Consider the following 15,744-nt stretch of genomic DNA (forward strand, 5'->3'; position numbering starts at 1 on the left):
TCGTCGGAATATCAAAGCGAAATCGTGGCGTCTGATTGACGGGCGGACGCGAGCCGGAAGCGAAGAACTGCGACCTCCGTTCCGTTGAGCCGCCCGATCTCCCAGCCATAGCTCTGATACGCGAAGGCCGTGTGATCGTTCCTGTTGATCACGCGGTCCGAATGTTCGATGGCATTCGGCAGCGCGACCAGCAGATGATAGAGCACGGAACGATGAATCGCCGTCGTCGGCTGATTGCCGTGCAGCAGCAGATAGAGGCCGTCTTCCGTCAACTGAAGATCGGTGATCGTGTCGACGACGTGTGTTGTGTTCTCAGACATGCAGCACCTCGGCCGCACTTGCGTTCACGTCGGTTTCGCCTTGAGGTTGCGCACGCGTGTCTTCGACCCACGGTTCATACGAAGCGGCCCGTGCCATCCAGGCGGAGAAAAGCGGTGCGGAGCTGGCGCGCAACACAGCAACCAGTACGGCGGGATCGATATGTTCGAGCATGGCGAAGAGGCGAAGGTTGGTGGAGACGGCACGATACCGCCACCTTCGCCTTCAACGCGTTACCGCGACCCTACCGATTCTTAGCGGCAACTTTCCTCGCCTGCACGGCATCTCCATTGCAGCACGCGTCCGTGCTTGGCGTTGCGTCATTCCTTTCACGAAGCAACAAATATTCAGAAAGTTCGGCGTAACCCCGCGCAAGGGGTCCCGTTCCTATACTCGCGGCTTTCCACAGTCGGTCGCGTCCGGTTTGCCCTCGCGCGCATCGAACCCTGTCGCTACTCAAGCGGGTTCTCAACAAGATCTTCGATGAAACAAAGAGCATCAACTATCTGTCTCGCCAGTGCGATCACGGTCTATGCAACGGCACTGACACCCTCGCTCGCGCATGCGGACGAGTCCGTCGTCGTGAAGGACATCCGGCTCGAAGGCCTGAAGCGCATCGAGGCGGGCACGCTGCTCGCCAATCTGCCCATCCGGCGCGGCGACGTCTTCACCGACGACAAAGCCTCACAAGCCGTGCGCGCGATCTACGACACGGGTCTCTTCAACGACGTCAACGTGTCACTGGATGGCGATGTCGTCGTGGTGCGCGTGATCGAGCGACCTGCGATCGCAGACATCGATTTCGCGGGCATTCACGAGTTCGAGAAAGACAATCTGACGAAGGCGCTGCGTGCCGTCGGTCTGTCGCGCGGCCGTCCTTTCGACAAGGCGCTGATCGACAAGGCCGAACAGGAACTGAAGCGGCAATATCTGACGCGCGGCTACTACGCAGCAGAAGTGCAGACCACGACGACGCCGATCGACAGCGGACGCGTGTCGGTGCTGTTCTCCGTCATCGAAGGACCGAACGCGAAGATCCGGCAGATTAATTTCATCGGCAATCACGTGTTTTCGGAAAGCACGCTGCGCGACGAAATGGAACTGTCGACGCCGAACTGGTTCTCCTGGTACACGAAGAACGATCTCTACGCGAAAGAGAAACTGGGCGCCGATCTCGACCGGCTGCGTTCGTACTATCTGAATCGCGGCTATCTGGAGTTCAGGATCGACTCGACGCAGGTCTCGCTGACGCCCGACAAGAAGGAGATGTATCTGACGCTCAACCTGCACGAAGGCGAGCCGTACACGATCACGGGTATCCGTCTCGCGGGCGATATGCTCAATCGCGAAGCCGAACTGAAGGCACTGGTCGCCATCAAACCCGGGGACAAGTTCTCGGAAGAACGGCTCAAGGCGACGACGAAGGCCGTCGTGGATCGGCTCGGCGAATACGGCTATGCCTTCGCGACCGTCAACGCCGTGCCGCAGATCGACCCTGATAAGCACACCGTCGATCTCACGTTGCAGGTCGATCCCGGCAAGCGTGTGTATGTGCGGCAAGTGAACGTGGAAGGCAACACGCGCACGCGCGATGAAGTGATCCGCCGCGAAATGCGCCAGCTCGAAAGCTCGTGGTTCGATTCGAACCGGTTGACGCTGTCAAAGGATCGCGTGAGCCGTCTCGGCTATTTCACCGATGTCGACGTGACGACGGTGCCCGTGCCGGGTTCGGACGATCAGGTCGATGTCGACGTCAAGGTGTCGGAAAAGCCGACGGGCGCGATCACGCTCGGCGCGGGCTTTTCTTCGTCGGACAAGGTAGTGCTGTCGGCGGGCGTGTCGCAGGACAACGTGTTCGGCTCGGGCACGAGTCTCGCCGTCAACGTGAATACGGCAAAAACGTATCGCACGCTGTCCGTCACGCAGACGGATCCGTACTTCACTGTCGACGGCATCAAGCGCATATCGGATGTTTACTACCGCACGAGTTATCCGTTGTACTACAGCAATGACGAGAGCTTTCGTATCGTCTCGCTCGGCGCGGACCTGAAGTTCGGCATTCCGTTTTCGGAGATCGATACCGTCTACTTCGGGCTCGGCATCGAGCAGGATCGCTTCAATACCGATTCGTCGACGCCGCAAGCGTATCTCGACTACGTGAAGGAATTCGGCCGCGTCGTCAACAACGTGCCCGTTACGGCGGCCTGGTCACGCGATGCACGCGACAGCGTGCTCGTGCCGAGCCGCGGTTACATGTTGCAGGCGAATGGCGAAGTCGGCACTCCGGCGGGCGAAACCGAGTACTACAAGGCCGATATTCAAAGCCAGTATTACTACTCGTTCGCGCGCGGCTTCATTTTGGGCCTCAATTTGCAGGCCGGTTACGGCAACGGCTTCGCGGGCAAGGCGTATCCGATCTTCAAGAATTACTACGCAGGCGGTATCGGTTCGGTGCGCGGCTATGAATCGAGTTCGCTGGGACCGCGCGATTCGTCGACGGGCGATTCGATCGGCGGCTCGAAGATGGTCGTCGCCAATGTCGAGATGACGTTCCCGCTGCCGGGCAGCGGCTGGGATCGCACGCTGCGTGTCTTCACCTTCCTCGATGCGGGCAACGTGTGGGGCAACGAAGGCAACAGCACAGGCGCGAACGGCTTGCGATACAGCTATGGCGCTGGACTCGAGTGGATTTCGCCGATTGGTCCGCTCAAGCTCTCGCTCGGCTTCCCGCTCGTGCGGCATCAGAATGACAAGTACCAGGTGTTCCAGTTTCAGATCGGGACGTCGTTTTGAAATGCAGCGATGCAAAAAAGCCCGCTTTCGAGCGGGCTTTTTTGTTTCTGGCAAAACGATACGAAGAAATGCTCTCTACACCGCAAGCCGCGCCGCACCTTCAAACCGCATCCGCTCATCCACAATCACAGGCCCCGCGAGATCGAGCATGCGCGTATGGTCTTCGCTGTGCGCATGCTCATCCGATGCGTGCTTCGGCAGCGCATCATCCGGTGCGAACATATAGCCCTCGCCGCGCAACGTCTTGATGTACTGACGCCCCGTCGGCGACAGTTTCAATGCGGCCCGCAATCTGAACACGACGACGTCGAGTCCGCGTTCCGTCACGCTGCAATGTCGGCGCAACATGTTGAGAATACGCACACGCGACAGCACTTTCATCGGATGCGAAGCGAGCACCACGAGCAATGCGAATTCCGTACTGCGCAGCGGCACTTCCACGCCGCCGCGCGTGAGCACGCGGTCGGCAACGTCGACGTCGAAATCGTCGAACGAGATCGGCTCGCGCTCGATATTCAGCGGCGCATGCGACGGCGCGCCCGAACGCAGCGCGTTGCGGACTCGCGCAATCATCTCGCGTGGATCGTGCGGATCGACAACATAGTCGTTTGCGCCGAGTTCGAACGCGAGCACCTTGTCGACAACATCGTCGGACTTGCTGACGATAATCACGGGAAGATCGTAGCCCAGCGAACGCACGCGCCGCAGCGCAGCCAGTCCGTCCACTTCCGGCAAGCTATGACGCATGACAATCAACGAAGGCACTTCCACTTCGAGACGCCGCTCGAGCGACTCCGTGTTGTACAGGACGGACATCTCGATCTTGTGCTGCTGCACATGCGAGCGCAGCACGTCGCGGCTTTCCTGATTCGGCTCGACGACGAGCAGATGGATGGTCATGGTGTACTCCGTCCTTCTCCCATTTGAACGGTGCCCATGATAGAGAGCAACTGTGGAGGCAAGACGGTGAAAAATAAGGAGAATGTGTGGAGATTGCCGAACGGTCGTCCGTACTTGCGCCGCTCGCGTCACAATAGCGGCGTGACAGCTAATCGACAGCTAGTTCGACGGCTAATTCGACAGCAACCAGCCTACGGGCGCCGGCCTTCGCCGCGACGTCCGATCTGGTCGACAGGGAAAAACAGGTGTGAAGCATGAAAAGCGGCGGCCGTGGGGACTCGCCATGAGAGTCGGCATCACGTCGAAGCTCTTCGTCGCGATTTCGGCGGCCTGCATACTCGTGGCCGTCACGATGGGTCTCGCCGTGCGCTGGAGCTTCGAACAGGGCTTCCTCGGCTATCTGCAGCGCCAGTCGCATTCGAATTCCACACGCCTGAAGCAGGAACTGGAAACCGCCTGGACTCAACACCGTAGCTGGGATTTCGCCAGAACCCAGGCAACGGCCGTGGCCACCATTCCCGAACTCGCCGACGCAGGCATGCCGCCCGGTCCGTCCGACATGAACGCGCCGCACGATGGCCCGCCGCCCGACGACGCGCCGGGCATGAACGCCGGCAACGCCGCACAGCAAGGCCCGCCGCCCGGCGATCCCGGCGCGCCGCCCGACATGCGCGGCATGCCGGGGCCGGGCCAGGGTCCGGGCATGGGCCCTGATATGGGTCCGCAGGGCGGACGTCATCCACCGTTCCGGGTCTACGACGTGAACCTGCAGAGCGTGCTGCAAAAGGGCCCGCCGCCGCCGCCCGATACGCCGCGCGAACCGCTGACGGTGGATGGCAAGGTGATCGGCTGGCTGGTCGTCGCCGGACCGGAAGTGCTGTTTCATTCCGCCGACCGTCAATTTCAGGCGCAGCAGGTTCGCACGACGTGGATCATCGTCGGATTCGCCGCGTTGCTGGCCGCGTGTGTCGCCGTCGTGCTCGCGCGCGTGCTGCTCGCGCCCGTGCGCCGCCTCGTGCTCGCGACGCATCGCCTCGCGAGCGGCGACTATTCGATTCGCGTGCCTGACACGGGCAGCGACGAACTGCACGATCTCGCCGCCGACTTCAACCGTCTCGCGATCTCGCTCGGCAATGCGGAACGCTCGCGCCGCAATTTCATCGCGGATATTTCGCATGAATTGCGCACGCCGCTCGCCGTGCTGCGCGGCGAACTCGAGGCGATCGAAGACGGCGTGCGCAAACCGAACCGCACGACGCTCGCGTCGCTGCAGGCGGAAGTCGCGCTGCTGAGCCAGCTGATCGACGACCTGTACGAACTGTCGCTGGCCGATATCGGCGAGCTGTCATTCGAGGAAGTCAGGCTCGACGTGGCGCCCATCGTCGAAGCGGCCGCCGAATCGTTCCGCGACCGTCTCGCCGACAAGAAGATCGCGCTGGAAACGGATATCGGCGAAGCGAGCGTCGTCCTGCTCGGCGACCCGTACCGTCTGACGCAGCTGATGAAGAACCTCCTCGAAAACGCGCTGCGCTATACGGATGAAGGCGGCAAGGTGCGCGTCGCCGTCGCGCGGCACGAGCGCGAAATCCACATCGACGTGCAGGACTCGCATCCCGCCGTGCCCGAGCCTTTGCTGCCGCATCTGTTCGACCGGCTGTTTCGCGTCGATGCGTCGCGCAGCCGCCAGAGCGGCGGCGCCGGACTCGGGCTCGCGTTGTGCAAACATATCGTGAGCCAGCATGGCGGCACGATCGACGCGTTGCGTTCGCCGCTCGGAGGACTGTGGATCGCCGTGCGGTTCGCTACGTTTGAAGCCAAAGATGACTGACCATTCACTTGCCCATTCATTTGCCCGGTCACCCGCTTCGGTGCTGATCGTCGAAGACGAGCCGAAGCTGTCCGCGCTGCTCACCGACTATCTGCGCGCCGAGAGCTTCGACACCCACGTGATCGCCGACGGCCGCGACGTGATCGCTTCCGTGCGCGCCAATCCGCCTTCGCTGATTCTGCTCGATCTGATGTTGCCGGGGCGCGGCGGACTCGAAATCTGCCGCGAATTGCGCACGTTTTCGGATGTGCCTGTGATCATCCTGACGGCGCGCGTCGATGAAATCGACCGTTTGCTAGGCCTCGAACTCGGTGCCGACGACTACGTGTGCAAGCCGTTCAGTCCGCGTGAAGTGGTGGCGCGCGTGAAGGCGATTTTGCGTCGGATCGATGCGCTGTCGGGCGCGCCGCGCGGCGCGGGTGCGGAGCCGGCGGTGAGCGGTTTGTCGATCGATCTGGACCGGCACGTCGCGTCGCTCGACGGCAAGGATCTCAATCTCACGCCGATCGAAATCAGGCTGCTGGCCCTGCTGCATTCGACGCCCGGCCGCATCTATTCGCGCGACCATTTGCTGCGGCAGCTGTATGACGATCATCGCGTGGTCGCGGATCGTACCGTCGATTCACACGTGAAGAATCTGCGCCGAAAGTTGCAGACGGTGCGGCCGGATCACGACATGATCCGTTCGATTTACGGCGTGGGTTATCGGCTGGAAGTCGTGCCGCAGGAAGGTCACGACGACGGCGGCGCAGCCTGATGCTCAGGCGGTCGCTCTAGCCTTCGCAGCGGAAGAAGTCGATGCTCTGGCCCGACGCGACCGCGCGGCGCAGCCATTCGGGCAGATCGCCCTGTCCGTCCCAGACATGGCCCATTGCATCCTGATAGCGGATGGCGCGTACGCTTTGTTCGTCCTCGGCAAGCGAGCGCTGGAGCGCGTCGACCGTGATGCCGAATTCTTCCATCCGGTGCTGGATCCACGCGATCAGGCGTTCCCGCGCCTGGCCATCGAGTTTTGCGATTGAAGTAGACATTGCTCGTGCGATTCGAAGTGTGACGAGATCAGCAATCCATTCGTACGGGCGAAGCCATGACGGGCGGATTCAATTGCGCCGCCGCGCGTCGATGCGAACCACCGAATCGAACAGCGCCTGCGCGCGGGCAAGTTCGTCGAGCGCGCGATCGAGTTGCGCGACAGCGGCCGCGTGTTCGTCGGCGGACACGCCATCTTCGGGATCGCGGCGCACGGCGCGAAACGCCTGATCGACATTTCGCGTCGCTTCGACAAAACGCTTCGCGGCCTGAGCCTGCCGCGAGTGCAAGACTGCCGACATAGGCATTCCTCCATCTGGTTTGAGCTTGCGAAAGCGTGGATTGCGCGCCTGCGGAACGCTGCGCGCCGACGACTCTGATCGGACCTGATGCACGACCGTGACCCGCAGCCGTGCGCTATCGATTTTCTCTCCGCACGCCGCAGAACGCCAGGTCTGAACTGCAACAAATGTGCGCATTTTTTATGCGCGAGTACCGCATATTCAGTGTTCCCAGGTTTTATGCGCCCGTCGCGCGGGCAGTATTCTCCGGGAAACTTCCTTGCGCATGCGCCGCGTTGAATGCAGCCATGGCTTCGACGGGCGGCGTCTCGAAGAGGTCGCGCGTGAAGCCCCGCACGCGCTCTTGCGGCGGGCGCGTGCGCAAGCGTCCGACCAGCTCGATGAACGCGGCAAAGTCGCCGTCGCGCGTGGCCTTGTTGACCTCCGCGAAATCGCGCGCCTTGAGAACGCAAGGCTGCGTGAGGCGCACGACATACGGCGCATCCAGTTCGACCGCGAGAGCGACGGGGTAACGCTTGCCGCTCTGCTCGCCCGCACGCGCGATGCAATCGACGACGGCCGTGGCTTGCGCGGCGCCGAGCGGCTTGCCCGTGCTGACGCTGCGCAGATGCTCCGGATACACGTGCAGCCGCGTGCCCATGCTCAGTTCGGTGGGCGACGAGCAAACCAGTGCGTAGTGCTGCTCCCTCTTACTTCCCGACGGCAGCACCGAGCGGCTGACGATGAACGCATGCGGCGGCAACTGCCGCACCTGGCCCGCGCTGTCGACCCACGCATTCCACAACACCATGTCTTCGCGCTTGCGTCCGCTGGGACGAGGCTTGCTCGATGCCGGAGAAAAAAGCGCGAGCAGCGAGCCCGTGCGATGCGCCGCGACCTGCGCGCTATTGCCGAGCGGCTGGCCGACGCCCCACAGAAAGCGCCCGCCACCCAGCCGCCGCTCCCATTCTTTCTGGAGAACGATGGTGGGGAGTTCCTCGCTGGATTCGGTGCCTGTCTTGATCCAGCAGAACGTGGGCGGTAGGTGCTTCAGTGTCATCAACTTCCTCGGGACGGCCTTTCGACTCGCAACCTCGCGAGCCATCGGCGATAGGTGACATCCATTCAACAAGCGTTAATGTATAGATATAATGCATGGAATGGAAGCCCCGAAGAGCGAATTTCCCGTACAGGATCTGTTACGCCGGTTGATGGCGGACACGCGCTCGTCCAGCGAAATTGCGAGGCTTTCCGGGGTGAGCCAGCCGACCGTATCGCGATTGCGGCTGTCGAAAGGACGACGCATACGCCGGAGCGCGTCATTCAATAAGCTATGCAGTTTCTACGGTGTGGAGGCGCGCCATGCGGGCGCGCGAGCAGGCGGTTACAACGAACTGCTGCGCAATGCGATCGTCGACGCGTGGGACGGCTCGGAAGAGCACGGCCGCGCGTTGCTCGTCGTGATCAAGGGCTTGAAGGGATTGAGCGCGAAGGTGGAGTGAGTGCGCTTTTGAGGTGCGACGATGAGGCAGTCGAACAAGCTGCCGCGTTGCTCAGAATGATGAAGCCGTTATCGAAACGACCAGGCCGCCGATGGTGTATCGGCGGCCTGGTGTGAACGCGGAATCATTCCGCGATGTAGCTTTTCGGCGAGTTAGAGAGCCCAGATATCGCCGGGACAGGACTGGCTCGGGTGGCAGCCGCTTTTGTCACAGCGCATGGAATAAGTGCACTCGGAATCCGAATCGGCGAAAGCCGTCTGCGCAAAAGAGAGAAGCGACGACGCGAGCAAAGCTACGACAGCAAACCTTTTCATTGAGTTGCCCTTTCAGGTAGACAGAAACAGAACCGTTGATCGACGCGTCGTGATTCAAGTCTACGGTCACTGCATGCTGACGTACACATTACAGATGCACTCTTGACAAAGCTTGACGGCGCGTCGGACTGACTCGCATCGAATTCGCATGCGTTCAGTTCAACGCATCAGATGACTCCGGTCTGACGCGCTTCGGTCTGCGGGTCTTCTGAACAAGGCTTCTCCGATTTCAGAACTGGTCTTCGTGCAGCGCCAGCACGCCTTCGCCGCCCTTCGTGCTGACGATCGATGCTTCGAGCGCCACTGCCTGCGGCAGCACGTGTTCCGCAAAGAATTGCGCAGTTGCGATTTTTGCGCCGTAGAACGAGCTGTCGTTGTCGAGCTTCGCCTGCGCGGCCAGCATCGCGCGCGCCATCTGCCAGCCGCCCAGCACGATCCCCGCGAGCTTCAGATACGGCACGCTGCCAGCAAACACCGCGTTCGGATCGCTCTTCGCATTCGCCACGACGAATGCTACCGTCGATTGCAACGCATCATGTCCACGCGACAGATGCTTTTGCATCGACTCGAATGCTGCGCCCTTCTGCTGCTTCAGTGCTTCGACCGTCTGTGCGATGCCCGCGAGCAGCTTGCTTGCAACCGCGCCGCCATCGCGCAAAGTCTTTCGACCAACAAGATCATTCGCCTGAATCGCTGTCGTGCCTTCGTAAATCGGCAGGATACGTGCGTCACGGTAGTACTGCGCCGCACCCGTTTCCTCGATGAAACCCATGCCGCCGTGCACCTGCACGCCGAGGCTCGCCACATCGACGGAAAGCTCCGTGCTCCAACCCTTCACGATCGGCACCAGGTATTCGTAGATTGCCTGATGCTCTGCGCGCTTCGCTTCGTCGGCGTGATGATGCGCGACGTCGCTGTGCGATGCGGCGACATACGCGAGCGCACGCGAGCCTTCCGTCAAAGCGCGCATCGTCGAGAGCATCCGGCGCACATCGGGGTGATGAATGATCGACACGGCCTGCTTCGCCGAACCATCGACGGGACGGCTCTGCACGCGCTCTTTCGCATACGCGACGGCCTTCTGATACGCACGGTCCGCGACGGCCACACCCTGCATGCCGACCGCAAACCGCGCCGCGTTCATCATGATGAACATGTATTCGAGGCCGCGATTCTCTTCGCCGATCAGATGACCGATTGCGCCACCATGATCACCGAACTGCAGAACAGCAGTCGGGCTAGCCTTGATCCCGAGCTTATGTTCGATCGACACGCAATGCACATCGTTGCGCTCCCCGAGCGAGCCGTCTTCGTTCACAAGAAACTTCGGCACGAGGAACAGCGAAATGCCCTTCACGCCTTCGGGCGCATCGGGCGTGCGCGCGAGCACCAAGTGCACGATGTTGTCCGCCATGTCGTGTTCGCCCCACGTGATGAAAATCTTCGTGCCGAACACCTTGTACGAACCATCGCCTTGCGGCTCGGCACGCGTGCGTACCATCGCGAGATCGGAGCCGGCTTGCGGCTCGGTGAGATTCATCGTGCCCGTCCATTCGCCGGAGATCAGCTTGGGCACGTAGGTCTGCTTTTGCGCTTCGCTGCCTGCGGTGAGCAGCGCTTCGATTGCGCCGTCGGTCAATAAAGGACACAGCGCAAACGACAGATTCGACGCATTGAGCATTTCGATGCACGCCGTCGCGATCAGCTTCGGCAGCCCCTGCCCTTCGTATTCGACAGGGTGCTGCACGCCTTGCCAACCACCCGCGGAGAACTGGCGAAACGCATCGGCGAAACCGGGCGTCGCCGTGACCTTACCGTCCTTCCAGCTACTCGGATTGCGGTCGCCTTCAACGTTCAGCGGCGCCAGCACCTCACCGCACAGCTTCGCGGATTCTTCGAGCACGGCCTGTGCCGTTTCGAGACCCGCCTCCTCGAAGCCGGGCAGTTTCGCAATTTCGTCGATGCCGCTCAGTTCTTCGAGCACGAACAGCATGTCTTTGACGGGGGCGATGTAAGTCATGGTGATTCTTCCAATCAGGCATTCAGTGGATCAGTGCCACGACGCCCGAAACAGGAGAGACCGAGCGGTGACAGTACGTGTCGATCGTACCGGCATATCCCGCGCGCTGACTGTCCAAACCGGCCCGGGTACTGACAAATCTGGCCACTTCGATTGGGGGGATGCCCGTCCCACCTGGGTTTACCCAGCCTGAACAGGCCGCCGATAGGTTCCGGGCGTGCTGCCCGTCCAGTGACGGAACGCGCGATGAAACGCGCTCGGATCGTCGAATCCGATATCGCCCGCGATCATGGCGATCGCGTCCTGCGTGTCGGTCAGACGCTGGATCGCGATATCGCGACGCAGTTCGTCCTTGAGCAGTTGAAACGTCGTTTCTTCCGACGATAACCGTCTGCACAACGTGCGCACCGAGCAATTCAGATTCTTCGCGGCCTCGTCGATGGTCGGCAGATCGGGCAATTCGCCAGCAAGATACTGCCGCACGCGATGGCTCACGCGTTGCTCGCTGAACGATTCGAAGATCCACTCGCCCGGCGAACGGGCGAGAAATTTGCGCAGGTTGCGCTTGCTCTGGCGGATCGGCATATCGAGAAACGCGGCGCTGAAGCGCATCAGCGTGGCGTCACAGCCGAAGCGCACCGGCCCGGAAAAGAAATAGCGGTGATCGAATGCATGCGGCGGCTGCGGACACGCGAAATCGACCTGCAGGAGCGGGATTTTCTGTCCGATCAGCCATGAAGCGACGCCATGCGCGAGCTTGAGCATCAGTTCCTGGCCCAGCGGCCCGATGCCGCCAAACGCCGCGTTCGGACGCAGTTCGACCTGCGCCATCAGATGGTCACGACGCGACTCGAAACGGAAGTCGTCGAGCACGATATGAAAGAACTGGCAGAAGCGATGTAGTGCTGTGTCCAGATTCGACGCATCGAGCAGGCTCAGGCAAAGAAATTTCAGTGTGCCGCTGCGTAGCGGCCGGCTGAAAATGCCGGGCATTTCGTCGTCGAGTTCGATGGCGAGCGTGCGATAGAGCGTCGAGAACTGCTCTTCCGTCACGCGCGCGCCCGATGCGCTACGCAGTTCGGGCGTGATGCCGGCCTGCGCGAGATAGCGCTGCACGACATCGGGTTGCGCGCCGGCGGCGGCAAGAAACCCGTTGACGAGCGAGATGGGGACGGTGGCGCTGGGCGCTTGCATTGTTATGGTCGGGTGCAAAGGGCCGCGCTAACCCTGCCTCATCAATTCCAGCGCATACGAGTATCTGTCGGCGGGAAACACGCTGACCGTCGCTTCGAACACGAGTCCGCGCGAATCCAGATAGCGCCGCACGATTTCCAGCGCGTGAGAATCGGGCTTCACGCCAAGCGGTTCGGCGAGATTGTCAGGCACGCCGATCGCCCTGATTTCCTGCCGCACGTTGTGCACCGAGCGCCCGAAGCGCCGCTCCACCATGTCGCAGATCAACCCCGTGCTGTTGCGCAATTCGCGTTTGATGCCGGCGCCCAGTGCGGCCTCGAGATAAACATCCGTCCAGCACAGCGGCGCATCCGGTTTCGACGGATCGACGCGCAGCATTTCGACGCGCAGCAGCCGCGTGCCCGCATCGACACCGAGCTTGCCGGCAAGCGACGGACTCGCCGACAGTTCCGTGACGGAGCGCACATGCCGCTCCGTCACGACCGCAAACTGCACGAGGTCTTCGACACTCGACATATTGTGCGAAAACGCCGCCTTCGGTTTCGCTGACTCGACACGAATGCCCGCACGCTTGCGGCGCGAAATCAGCCCGAGTTCCTGAACGCGCTCCAGCGCCGAGCGAACAGTCGCACGGCTGACGCCGTACTGTTCCGACAGGTCGACTTCACTCGGAAGTGACGATCCAACCTCGAACTTTCCTGCGCCGATTGCCTGGATCAGTTCCTCGGCCAGTTCCGCGTATCGGGGTTTCATGCGTGTGCTCTTTCGCCTCAGCCATGCCGTTTCGGGCCACGGCGCGATTGTAACGCGAGCCTTATGCGTTGGCGCCCCGCGCCGGGCTCGGGCGTCGGCGGATGCGCGGCATCCGTTGTAACCCTGGGTTGACGCTCCCAAGGACGAGGCATATTGTCCGTACTTATTGAATATGTACGGACAATATAGGGCGCGCGATCCGGCGCGGCTCGCCGTCCAGACGGAGACACGAATGGCCCAGCACAGCGAAGTTGCAGGAAGCCCGACCATGGAGCACAGCGCGCCAGCCAAACGCCGGCCGCCCATTTATCTGAGGCTCGGTTTTCAGATCGTGGCGGGCATCGTGCTGGGGCTGGCGCTCGGCTTCATCGCGCCGAAGCTTGCCGTCGATATGAAGATCCTCGGCGATATCTTCTTGCGGCTGATCAAGATGGTCGTTGCGCCGCTGGTGTTCCTGAACGTCGTGCTCGGCATCGCCGCGGCCGGCGATCTGAAGAACGTCGGCCGCATCGGGTTGCGCGCGCTGATCTACTTCGAAGTCGTGTCGACCATCGCGCTTGCGATCACGATGGTCATCGCGAACTTCTCAGGCGTCGGCACGGGCATGCATCTGACGCAAAACGCCGATGCCGCCGCGGCAGCGCACGCGCAATACGGCAAAGGCGGCTTCACGTCGTTCGAGCATTTCATCCTGACGATCTTCCCCGACAACTTCGTCGGCGCGTTCGCGAACGGTTCACTGCTTCAGGTACTCGTCATTTCGATCGGTCTCGGCGCAGCGTTGCTGATGCTCAACAACGAGCAGCGTGCGAGCGTCGAAGGCGCGCTGAACCGGATGTCCGATCTCTTCTTCAAGTTCGTCGACGTGATCATGAAGTTTGCGCCGCTCGGCGCGTTTGGATCGATTGCATTCGCTATCGGCAGCAGCGGCATGAATGCCGTTCTCTCGCTCGGTTATCTGTTGCTGGTGCTGTATCTGTCGCTTGCGTTCTTTGTCGTGGTCGTACTCGGCATCGTGCTGCGGCTCTATGGCTTCAATGTCTTCAGATTTCTCCGCTATTTCAAGGACGAAATCTTTCTGCTGTTCGCGACGGCTTCGTCGGAAAGCGCGCTGCCGCGCTTCTTCGAAAAGCTCGAACGCCTTGGCTGCTCGCGTCAAACCACAGGGCTCGTGCTGCCGACAGGCTACGCATTCAACCTCGACGGCACCTCGGTTTATATGCCTTTGTGCGTGATGTTTCTGGCGAACGCGTACGGCATTCCTCTCGATCTGCATCAGCAGCTTGGGCTGCTTGTCCTGATGTTGCTCACATCGAAAGGCGCAGCGACGGTTTCGGGCGGCACGTTCATCGTATTCGCCGCCACCGTGACGGCATCGGGCCTCTTGCCCATCGAAGGCTTGCCGCTTCTGTTCGGCATCAATCGCTTCACGTCGCAGGCCGTCTGTATCTGCAACGCGATGGGCAACAGCGTCGCCACGCTCGTCATCGCGAAGTCGACGGGCGAATTCGATCCGGATGCGGCGCGCGAAGAATACCGCCGCGTGTTCGGGACGACCGTCGGCAAAGTCATCTGAATTCTTGTATCAGCGGAGAAAAGCAATGCGTATTACGGCTATCAGGGAAGTGTCGGTTCTACTCGAAGGCAACGTCGCGAATGCGTACGTCAATTTTTCGGAGCACACGGTGTCGCTCGTCGCGCTGCAAACCGATGTGATCCGCAACGGCAAACCCGTCACGGGCTTTGCATTCGATTCGATCGGTCGATACGCACAGAGCGGCATTCTGCGCGACCGCATGATGCCGCGCCTCGAAGCCGCTGCGCCCGAATCGCTGCTGGATAAATCGGGCGAGTTCTTCGATGCGGCCAAAGTGCTGCAGACCATCATGCGCAACGAAAAGCCGGGCGGTCATGGCGACCGCGCGGCGGCGGCAGCGGCCATCGAGCTTGCCGTGTGGGATCTGAACGCGAAGCTCGCCGACGAGCCTGCACACGTGACGATTGCCCGCCATTTCAAGCGCAAAGGCAATCGCGAAGGCGTGACCGTGTATGCAGCGGGCGGCTACTACTATCCGGGCGACAGCATCAAACGCTTGCAGGACGAAATGCGTAGCTATCAGGAGATGGGCTACGAAACGTTCAAGATGAAAATCGGCGGCGCCTCACTTGAGGACGATGTTGCGCGTATCGAAGCGGCCCTCGAAGTTGTCGGCGATGGACAACGGCTGGCCGTCGATGCAAACGGGCGTTTCGATCTGCAGACTGCGCTCGACTACGCAAAAGCCATCACGCCTTACGCGCTGCGCTGGTACGAAGAGATCGGCGATCCGCTCGATTACGACCTCAACCGGCAAGTCGCCGAAGCGTATTCAGGCCGCATTGCGACGGGCGAAAACCTGTTCTCGGTGCAGGACGTCAACAACCTGACGCTGTTCGGCGGCATGCGTCCCGGCCTCGATATCTTCCAGATGGACACGGGCCTTTGCTATGGCCTCACAGAATTCGCCAGGATGATCGACGTGATGGAGCAGCGCGGCTTCAACCGCAATCAGCTGCATCCGCATGGCGGACATCTGATCAACATGCACGTTGCAGCAGGACTCGAACTCGGCGGCTGCGAGGCTTATCCCGGCGTGTTCCAGCCGTTCGGCGGCTATCCGGATCGCTGCGGCGTCGGCGGCGGCCGCGTGCGTCCGACGGATGCGCCGGGCTTCGGGCTCGAAGAGAAGGACGGACTGCGTCCCTGGCTTGCACAGCTTGCCGGCTGATATCGCGCGCGCATCGTATTCGACCCACTTCTCTTGCAAGACCA

At 61.3% G+C, this 15,744-nt stretch carries 15 protein-coding genes; 6 read left to right on the forward strand and 9 right to left on the reverse strand.

Annotated features, from left to right (window positions below; translation table 11 throughout):
• Positions 1-11 precede the first annotated feature (11 nt).
• Both QEN71_RS15035 and QEN71_RS15040 read right to left on the reverse strand, forming a co-directional pair.
• Entirely contained in the window at positions 12-320 is a 309-nt protein-coding gene (locus tag QEN71_RS15035) for a hypothetical protein (protein ID WP_233471828.1), read from the reverse strand.
• Positions 313-492 (reverse strand): hypothetical protein, encoded by a 180-nt coding sequence (locus tag QEN71_RS15040; protein WP_201651210.1) that lies wholly within the window; start codon positions 490-492, stop codon positions 313-315. The genes QEN71_RS15035 and QEN71_RS15040 overlap by 8 nt, the downstream gene beginning before the upstream one ends.
• Positions 493-801: 309 nt before the next feature.
• On the opposite strand from QEN71_RS15040, the gene bamA reads away from it, so the two are divergent.
• Positions 802-3,111: an outer membrane protein assembly factor BamA gene (gene bamA, locus QEN71_RS15045; RefSeq protein ID WP_201651211.1), complete on the forward strand. Its 2,310-nt coding sequence runs from the start codon at positions 802-804 to the stop codon at positions 3,109-3,111.
• Between the two features lie 75 nt (positions 3,112-3,186).
• Here bamA and QEN71_RS15050 read toward each other — a convergent pair whose 3' ends face one another.
• Positions 3,187-4,011, reverse strand: coding sequence for a response regulator (locus QEN71_RS15050; RefSeq protein WP_201651212.1), 825 nt, complete (start codon positions 4,009-4,011; stop codon positions 3,187-3,189).
• A gap of 283 nt (positions 4,012-4,294) precedes the next feature.
• On the opposite strand from QEN71_RS15050, the gene QEN71_RS15055 reads away from it, so the two are divergent.
• Together QEN71_RS15055 and QEN71_RS15060 are read left to right on the forward strand one after the other, a co-directional pair.
• Positions 4,295-5,839, forward strand: a complete 1,545-nt coding sequence (locus QEN71_RS15055) for an ATP-binding protein (protein ID WP_201651257.1) — start codon at positions 4,295-4,297, stop codon at positions 5,837-5,839.
• Entirely contained in the window at positions 5,832-6,596 is a 765-nt protein-coding gene (locus QEN71_RS15060) for a response regulator (protein ID WP_201651213.1), read from the forward strand. The genes QEN71_RS15055 and QEN71_RS15060 overlap by 8 nt, the downstream gene beginning before the upstream one ends.
• A 16-nt stretch (positions 6,597-6,612) precedes the next feature.
• On the opposite strand, the gene QEN71_RS15065 is transcribed toward QEN71_RS15060, so the two are convergent.
• The 3 genes from QEN71_RS15065 to QEN71_RS15075 all read right to left on the reverse strand — a co-directional run bounded on the left by QEN71_RS15065 (position 6,613) and on the right by QEN71_RS15075 (position 8,209).
• A complete protein-coding gene (locus QEN71_RS15065; RefSeq protein ID WP_201651214.1) occupies positions 6,613-6,870 on the reverse strand; it encodes an H-NS family nucleoid-associated regulatory protein in 258 nt (85 codons plus the stop codon).
• 69 nt (positions 6,871-6,939) lie between these two features.
• Positions 6,940-7,170: a hypothetical protein gene (locus QEN71_RS15070; protein ID WP_201651215.1), complete on the reverse strand. Its 231-nt coding sequence runs from the start codon at positions 7,168-7,170 to the stop codon at positions 6,940-6,942.
• A 217-nt stretch (positions 7,171-7,387) separates the two neighbouring features.
• Entirely contained in the window at positions 7,388-8,209 is an 822-nt protein-coding gene (locus QEN71_RS15075) for a hypothetical protein (RefSeq protein ID WP_201651216.1), read from the reverse strand.
• Positions 8,210-8,309: 100 nt separating this feature from the next.
• On the opposite strand from QEN71_RS15075, the gene QEN71_RS15080 reads away from it, so the two are divergent.
• Positions 8,310-8,651 (forward strand): helix-turn-helix domain-containing protein, encoded by a 342-nt coding sequence (locus QEN71_RS15080; RefSeq protein ID WP_201651217.1) that lies wholly within the window; start codon positions 8,310-8,312, stop codon positions 8,649-8,651.
• A 543-nt stretch (positions 8,652-9,194) separates the two neighbouring features.
• On the opposite strand, the gene QEN71_RS15085 is transcribed toward QEN71_RS15080, so the two are convergent.
• The 3 genes from QEN71_RS15085 to QEN71_RS15095 form a co-directional block, all read right to left on the reverse strand.
• Positions 9,195-10,985 (reverse strand): acyl-CoA dehydrogenase, encoded by a 1,791-nt coding sequence (locus QEN71_RS15085; RefSeq protein WP_201651218.1) that lies wholly within the window; start codon positions 10,983-10,985, stop codon positions 9,195-9,197.
• Positions 10,986-11,165: 180 nt separating this feature from the next.
• Positions 11,166-12,179, reverse strand: coding sequence for an AraC family transcriptional regulator (locus QEN71_RS15090; RefSeq protein WP_201651219.1), 1,014 nt, complete (start codon positions 12,177-12,179; stop codon positions 11,166-11,168).
• A 27-nt stretch (positions 12,180-12,206) separates the two neighbouring features.
• On the reverse strand, positions 12,207-12,932 hold the full coding sequence (locus QEN71_RS15095) for a GntR family transcriptional regulator (RefSeq protein ID WP_223957079.1): 726 nt from the start codon (positions 12,930-12,932) through the stop codon (positions 12,207-12,209).
• 232 nt (positions 12,933-13,164) lie between these two features.
• Here QEN71_RS15095 and QEN71_RS15100 point away from each other — a divergent pair, with 232 nt between their 5' ends.
• Complete coding sequence (locus tag QEN71_RS15100) at positions 13,165-14,508, forward strand: cation:dicarboxylate symporter family transporter (protein ID WP_201651221.1); 1,344 nt, start codon at positions 13,165-13,167, stop codon at positions 14,506-14,508.
• A gap of 25 nt (positions 14,509-14,533) precedes the next feature.
• Entirely contained in the window at positions 14,534-15,700 is a 1,167-nt protein-coding gene (locus QEN71_RS15105; RefSeq protein WP_201651222.1) for a mandelate racemase/muconate lactonizing enzyme family protein, read from the forward strand.
• Positions 15,701-15,744 lie beyond the last annotated feature (44 nt).

The organism is Paraburkholderia sabiae, assembly GCF_030412785.1.
Taxonomy (GTDB): Bacteria; Pseudomonadota; Gammaproteobacteria; order Burkholderiales; family Burkholderiaceae; genus Paraburkholderia; species Paraburkholderia sabiae.

Excerpts from the sequence above, each read along its gene's own strand:
- bamA (WP_201651211.1), top strand. The coding sequence starts at position 802 with ATGAAACAAAGAGCATCAACTATCTGTCTCGCCAGTGCGATCACGGTC.
- QEN71_RS15050 (WP_201651212.1), bottom strand. The coding sequence starts at position 4,011 with ATGACCATCCATCTGCTCGTCGTCGAGCCGAATCAGGAAAGCCGCGAC.
- QEN71_RS15095 (WP_223957079.1), bottom strand. The coding sequence starts at position 12,932 with ATGAAACCCCGATACGCGGAACTGGCCGAGGAACTGATCCAGGCAATC.
- QEN71_RS15100 (WP_201651221.1), top strand. The coding sequence starts at position 13,165 with ATGGCCCAGCACAGCGAAGTTGCAGGAAGCCCGACCATGGAGCACAGC.
- QEN71_RS15080 (WP_201651217.1), top strand. The coding sequence starts at position 8,310 with ATGGAAGCCCCGAAGAGCGAATTTCCCGTACAGGATCTGTTACGCCGG.
- QEN71_RS15055 (WP_201651257.1), top strand. The coding sequence starts at position 4,295 with ATGAGAGTCGGCATCACGTCGAAGCTCTTCGTCGCGATTTCGGCGGCC.
- QEN71_RS15065 (WP_201651214.1), bottom strand. The coding sequence starts at position 6,870 with ATGTCTACTTCAATCGCAAAACTCGATGGCCAGGCGCGGGAACGCCTG.
- QEN71_RS15070 (WP_201651215.1), bottom strand. The coding sequence starts at position 7,170 with ATGTCGGCAGTCTTGCACTCGCGGCAGGCTCAGGCCGCGAAGCGTTTT.
- QEN71_RS15035 (WP_233471828.1), bottom strand. The coding sequence starts at position 320 with ATGTCTGAGAACACAACACACGTCGTCGACACGATCACCGATCTTCAG.
- QEN71_RS15040 (WP_201651210.1), bottom strand. The coding sequence starts at position 492 with ATGCTCGAACATATCGATCCCGCCGTACTGGTTGCTGTGTTGCGCGCC.
- QEN71_RS15105 (WP_201651222.1), top strand. The coding sequence starts at position 14,534 with ATGCGTATTACGGCTATCAGGGAAGTGTCGGTTCTACTCGAAGGCAAC.
- QEN71_RS15085 (WP_201651218.1), bottom strand. The coding sequence starts at position 10,985 with ATGACTTACATCGCCCCCGTCAAAGACATGCTGTTCGTGCTCGAAGAA.
- QEN71_RS15060 (WP_201651213.1), top strand. The coding sequence starts at position 5,832 with ATGACTGACCATTCACTTGCCCATTCATTTGCCCGGTCACCCGCTTCG.
- QEN71_RS15075 (WP_201651216.1), bottom strand. The coding sequence starts at position 8,209 with ATGACACTGAAGCACCTACCGCCCACGTTCTGCTGGATCAAGACAGGC.
- QEN71_RS15090 (WP_201651219.1), bottom strand. The coding sequence starts at position 12,179 with ATGCAAGCGCCCAGCGCCACCGTCCCCATCTCGCTCGTCAACGGGTTT.